Origin of the sequence: Segatella sinensis, assembly GCF_040095255.1 — a bacterium.
Lineage (GTDB): Bacteria > Bacteroidota > Bacteroidia > Bacteroidales > Bacteroidaceae > Prevotella > Prevotella sinensis.
The window spans coordinates 1-4,847 of sequence record NZ_JBBNGE010000093.1; the positions used below are offsets into that span (position 1 = coordinate 1).

The following is a 4,847-nucleotide window of genomic DNA, read 5'->3' on the forward strand; positions in this document are numbered from 1 at the left end:
TACAAACCAAGAAACAGGTATTGGGCTGGGGGAATCCTGAAAATGTTGCATGAAGAGCATGGAGGTAATGATGAAATTGTTACCATCGGTTTGACGCATCGAGACATCTGAAATGCTTCTCGTGTGGAAAACTACGCTTAAGTTTTCTCCAAGTATTATTGGCCGCATCTGTTTTGGCAACTTTATCATTCAGTAAACTGAAATATGCAACTATATTTTCCCCATCGATGATAAGGAAGGTATAGGCTATTCTTTTGGATAAGAAAGCCTTGGCGTCATTTAAAATAAAGTCGTTCAAATCTGCATCTCCGCAGTCGAACGACTTTATTATAGTATCTTTTGTTAATCTAATCAGTTTCATATCGCTTAAATGCAAACTTTTACAGTCTTAAGAAATGCAGAACATCCTTCTTCTACTTTTTTTCTGTTAGCCATTCTTTCCTCTCTGGTCATGTTTTCAACACGTTGCATTTCTTCTTCAAATTTACGTGCTGCTTTGCCATAGAGAATTGGCGTTTCTTTGATTGGTCTTGCCATATTTATATCCTCCTATTTATTAATGATTATGATTTTTTGCAAAAGTACGATTAAAAACTGAAACCGCAAAACTTTTGAATGTTTTTTTCAAAAAGAGGTGATAAAATTCTATTATCCAGCACTCTATCGTGCCTTGAATATAATCCAAGGCACGATTTTCTGATATTTCTTATGAGGATGCTGGGTATCATCGCCTATATTATGCGGTTTGCCGTCGGGGGTGCGATAGAAACTGTGGCACTTGCCACCGGTGATGTAGATAGCATCGGCGAAACCGTATTCGCGCAGGGCATCGGCGAAATCCCAGAGGGTTTCGGGATGACGGGTCTCTATATAATATAGGTGGTCGTCGGAAGTTCTTGCCAAGGCACGGCGCTCCACCTTGCCGTGAAGCTGGAACTTGGCTGGCAATACTCCATCAGATACCAGGATAAATTGGCGGAAGAAACTGCCGCCCCGTTCCTCAACGTAATCCTTCACCTTGTCGCTTCTCGAAATTCCCAGCACGATGTTGCCATTCGCCATCGCACAATAGCCCAGGCGGGAAACATCCGATGCCAGTTCCTTGCCGTTCATTACCAGACTGCCCAGATATTCGTTGGTGCTGGTGTGATCGGCACTCCGGCTGTACATCCACACACTCATGTCGGTGGTATCAGGTTCTACCAGGGAAATCTCGGCTTGTAGATTTTCCAGGCGATACATGTTGAGTGCTACGCCCAGGATGGAATCGGAAGATAACGTGATGGCAGGCTTGCCGCCTTTGTAATGGGCCGCCAGTTTCTGAATGTTCTCTTCGGGCGTTACCGAGATAGGCACACCTATATTATAATAGTAATTGTAGAGTCGCCAACCAGCGTATGCTGCAAAGCAGAACACCACGGATGCGAAGATGCTGAGGGCTATCCATCTCCATTTATGGGGATGAGGATGGGGAGTTTCTTCTGATGATGAGGCTGAAGAATCCTCTGGGGCAGATTCAGGCGCATCCTGCTCGATGATGACATCCGAGTCATCATCTACAATAATGAGTCCCTTCTTGCTGTTGCCTTCGAAGTCCTGGATGAAAATCTTATCGTCGTTCATGAGTTACCTCCTTCCTTTTCTAAAGTTAATTCTTCTTCTGTTTCCAACTTCTCTTTCAGATTTTTAAGTGCATCCTTGGATGCCTTGATGAGGATATCCTTTTCCAATCGGCTATTGGAGAGGATGATTCTCTGAAGTCCTGGGTTGACCTTGAAGATATAGTCGCGGTTGATGATGAGACTTTTGCCTACTCGATAGAACGGACTGTAGTTGAGGGCGGTCAACTTGTCCATCAGGTCGTGTAACTGGCTGATCACATTCTCTTTTTTGCCATTGGCAAGGAATATGTCGGAGTAGTTTCCATCGCCTTTGATGAAAATGATCTCATCGGTTGGAATCCGGATGATTTCGCTGTTGGTTGTTATTTTAAGCCATTCCATATTTTCATTGATAGTCTTTTCTGTTCATACCCTTGTCTCCTTATTAAGGACAGGAGCAATAAGTTGCAGGCAAAGATACAAGTTTTCTTTTGAACTACCAAACGCAATAGCAACTATTTTTCTCTTATTTTCTGCATATTCTTGCAGAAAAGTAAGCAAAGATGATAAATTTGCATCAAAAAGCAATAATTTTTGGGATTTTATGCTTGATATTGTAGAAAAAGTCTTAACTTTGCAGCGGATTTGAGGGGATAAGCGGTTTTTGGCTGACAAAACGGTGAAAGATCATCGGGCTGGAAGATGAGAAATCATCGGGCTGGAAAGGAGCATCCCTTCTTTTCCATAAGATTCACTTATAACAACTTTATAAATTAAAAGATTCGATTATGAAAGTAGCAATTGTTGGTGCAAGTGGCGCTGTAGGACAGGAATTCCTGCGTATCCTTGCTGAGAGAAATTTCCCTATGGATGATTTGGTGTTGTTTGGTTCTGAGCGTTCTGCCGGACGAAAATACAACTTCAAGGGAAAGGACTATGAGGTCAAACTTTTGCAGCATAACGATGACTTTAAAGATGTCGATATTGCTTTCACATCTGCTGGTGGCGGCACTTCTGAGGAGTTTGCCGAGACTATCACCAAGTATGGTGCCGTGATGATTGATAACTCTAGCGCATTCCGTATGTGCGACGACGTGCCTCTGGTTGTGCCTGAGGTTAATGCTGAGGATGCCTTGAACCGCCCTCGCAACATCATCGCCAACCCTAACTGTACCACCATCATGATGGTAGTAGTGTTGAAGCCTATCGATGACTTAAGCCATATCAAGAAGATTCATATCTCTTCTTACCAGAGTGCTTCAGGTGCTGGTGCTGCTGCCATGGCAGAGCTTGAACAGCAGTATAAGGACATCATCGAGACTGGTAAGACTGAGCATATCAATAAGTTCCCTCATCAGTTGGCATATAATGTCATCCCACAGATTGACAAGATGACTCCTAACGATTACACCAAGGAGGAGATGAAGATGTTTAACGAGACCCGCAAGATCATGCACTCTGATGTTCGCACCAGTGCTACCTGCGTTCGCGTTTCTTCACTCCGTTCTCACTCAGAGAGTGTTTGGTTCGAGACAGAGAAGCCTTTGGCAGTAGAGGACATCCGCAAGGCTTTGGAGGCTGCTCCTGGCGTAACTGTAAAGGATGATGCCCAGAACTACGTTTATCCAATGCCATTGGAGAGCGCCGGTAAGGACGATGTATATGTAGGTCGTATCCGCAAGGATTTGGCTGATGACAATGGTAACACATTGTGGTTGACCGGCGACCAGATTCGTAAGGGTGCTGCCCTGAACGCTGTTCAGATTGCTGAGTACTTGATTAAGGTGGGCAACGTAAAGTAATTACATGCTGGAAAGATTCAAACTTTTGCTCCAGGAGATGAACCGGGGCATTTATGAAAAAAATACTGAAATTTCGCTCTCGCTCCTTGCCGCTCTGGCAGGCGAGAGCGTTATTCTTTTAGGACCTCCGGGTGTGGCGAAGAGTATGGTGGCCAGACAGTTGAAGACGGCGTTCAGGGATGCTCGGAGCTTTGAATATCTGATGTCTCGATTCTCTACGCCCGATGAAATCTTCGGTCCGGTGAGCATTCAGAAACTGAAGACTTCGGATACTTACGAGCGTGCGGTGGAGGGTTATCTGCCTACTGCCGATGTGGTTTTCCTGGATGAAATCTGGAAGGCGGGTCCTGCTATCCAGAACACGCTCCTCACGGTGATTAACGAGAAAATCTTCAGAAATGGCAATCGTGAAATGCATCTCCCTCTGAAACTTCTCGTGGCGGCTAGTAATGAGCTGCCGGCTAAGGGAGAGGGACTGGAGGCGCTTTGGGACCGATTCGTGATTAGAATAGAGAGCCGACCGATTAAGCTGGAGAAGAATTTCCGTGCTATGCTGCTGGATTCTAATGAGTCTCACACGGATCTCACTGATTCCACGGATGAGGCTAATGTTATGTCCAAGAAGTCTTCTGTAAAGCAAACGCCAATGGGAGTAGAAACATCAGAAAGAGATTTGTTTATTTCTGAGAATACAAAGAAAAAATCTGTGAGATCTGTGAAATCCGTGTGCGATATAAGAATATCCCCTGAGGAGTATGCTGAATGGGCGGAGAAAATCTGTAAGATTGGCGTAAAGGAGGTGGTGCTTGATGCAATTTCCGCCATCCGTAAGTCTCTGAGAGCGGTGAATGTGGATGAGGCTGCTGAGCGTAGAAACATCTACGTGAGCGACCGCCGATGGAAGAATATCGTCCGTTTGCTTCGCACTTCTGCCTTCATGCAGGATAGGGAAGAGGTGGATATCTGCGATCTGCTTCCTATCTACCATTGTCTGTGGCAGGAACCAGAGGAGCGTGACGCTATCCGAAGCATCGTGATTCGTGCACTCTTTTCTCCTTTCGCAGAAAAACTCGTGGAGATGAAGAATGCGCTTGCCGAAGATATTAAGTATCATCGTGTTCGCAGAAATCCTGGTGATGGCAGAGATTACGAGGGGGAAATCGAAACCCTTTCGGATGGCTTGACTTCGCTGGAAAGGCAGTTGGGCGAGAATCTCTTTGTGTCTTCGGATGATAAGGCTGAAATTTCGGTCTATCTTCGTGATTTCTATAAGGAGTTGGCGTTTACCCGACAGGATACGATGAAACTTTATGAGGTTTAATCGCCTCCTGTTACTTATACATTATTATATATAGAAGAATCAAAACATAAGTAAGTGATCTAAATTATTTTTATATATAAGTACTAACATGGCTCATTTTTCGTTTTATAGAAAAAGTAGAAT

General features: G+C 44.4%; 5 protein-coding genes. 2 read left to right on the forward strand and 3 right to left on the reverse strand.

The features are described from left to right. Positions 1 to 366: 366 nt before the first annotated feature. The 3 genes from AAAT87_RS14900 to AAAT87_RS14910 all read right to left on the reverse strand — a co-directional run bounded on the left by AAAT87_RS14900 (position 367) and on the right by AAAT87_RS14910 (position 2,003). Positions 367 to 537 carry a hypothetical protein gene (locus AAAT87_RS14900; RefSeq protein ID WP_153113362.1) on the reverse strand — a complete coding sequence of 57 codons (171 nt, stop codon included), beginning with the start codon at positions 535 to 537 and terminating at the stop codon, positions 367 to 369. 123 nt (positions 538 to 660) lie between these two features. Then, positions 661 to 1,623, reverse strand: a complete 963-nt coding sequence (locus tag AAAT87_RS14905; RefSeq protein ID WP_349226858.1) for a hypothetical protein — start codon at positions 1,621 to 1,623, stop codon at positions 661 to 663. Further along, the gene (locus AAAT87_RS14910; RefSeq protein WP_118312023.1) at positions 1,620 to 2,003 is read right to left on the reverse strand and encodes a LytTR family transcriptional regulator DNA-binding domain-containing protein; all 384 of its coding nucleotides are present in this window, start codon (positions 2,001 to 2,003) and stop codon (positions 1,620 to 1,622) included. Before AAAT87_RS14910 ends, AAAT87_RS14905 begins: the two co-directional genes overlap by 4 nt. A gap of 386 nt (positions 2,004 to 2,389) precedes the next feature. On the opposite strand from AAAT87_RS14910, the gene AAAT87_RS14915 reads away from it, so the two are divergent. Together AAAT87_RS14915 and AAAT87_RS14920 are read left to right on the forward strand one after the other, a co-directional pair. Further along, positions 2,390 to 3,403 (forward strand): aspartate-semialdehyde dehydrogenase, encoded by a 1,014-nt coding sequence (locus tag AAAT87_RS14915; protein ID WP_089544301.1) that lies wholly within the window; start codon positions 2,390 to 2,392, stop codon positions 3,401 to 3,403. A gap of 4 nt (positions 3,404 to 3,407) precedes the next feature. Beyond that, entirely contained in the window at positions 3,408 to 4,724 is a 1,317-nt protein-coding gene (locus AAAT87_RS14920) for an AAA family ATPase (protein ID WP_349226859.1), read from the forward strand. Positions 4,725 to 4,847: the final 123 nt, after the last annotated feature.